Genomic DNA, 683 nt, shown 5'->3' on the forward strand with positions numbered 1-683 from the left:
GGGCAGCACGTCGAGCTGGCGCGCGATGTCGAGCAGGTTGGCGCGCGTGAGCAGCCGTTGCTGGATGATCTGGAGCTGTTCGAGCGCCGGGATCTGCACCGTCGAGGGCGCGAGCTCCTCGGGGATCTGCGGCGACTGAACCACGAGCCGCGTCTCGCTGACATAGGCCGGCGGCAACGTATAGGCCACGATCACCGACGCCGCCGAGATCACCAGGAAGACCGGCAGGAAGAACGGCAGACGCCGCAGGAAGATCGACAGGTAGTACCGGACCTCGCTCATCGGGCCTCGCTCTCCTCGGGTAGATAGCCTGCGAAAAAGACACCGTCGTCGAGCACGTTCGCGACGATCTGCGCGTCGATCGTGCGGGTGTCCGCGCTCCAGGCATAGAGCATCGCGAACTCGCACAGCTGGTTGACGAGCCGGGGCACGCCGCGGCTCTTCTCGAAGATCGCGCGGCAGGCGTCGGGGGTGAACTCGCTCCCCTGCCCGCCCGCGCATTCGAGGCGGTGGCGGATGTAGGCCTGCACGGTCGCCTCATCCATCGCGCGCAGGTGATAGCTTGCCGCCACGCGCTGCGCGAGCTGGCGCAGCCGCGGGCTTTCGATCATCTCGCGCAGTTCCGGCTGGCCCACCAGCACGAGCTGCACGAGGTCGTCCTTGTTGGCGTTGATGTTGGTGAG

1 protein-coding gene and 1 pseudogene are annotated in these 683 nt (G+C 67.1%); both read right to left on the reverse strand.

Features of this window, described 5'->3' with window-relative positions; all coding sequences use genetic code 11:
- A pseudogene (locus AB6A65_RS16435) lies at window positions 1-282 on the reverse strand (lipopolysaccharide biosynthesis protein); the annotation flags it as partial.
- On the reverse strand, window positions 279-683 hold a 405-nt coding region (locus tag AB6A65_RS16440; RefSeq protein ID WP_371039474.1), incomplete at its 5' end, for an ExeA family protein. The pseudogene AB6A65_RS16435 and the gene AB6A65_RS16440, both read right to left, overlap by 4 nt.

Source organism: Rhodosalinus sp. FB01 (genome assembly GCF_041365715.1).
Taxonomy (GTDB): Bacteria; Pseudomonadota; Alphaproteobacteria; order Rhodobacterales; family Rhodobacteraceae; genus Rhodosalinus.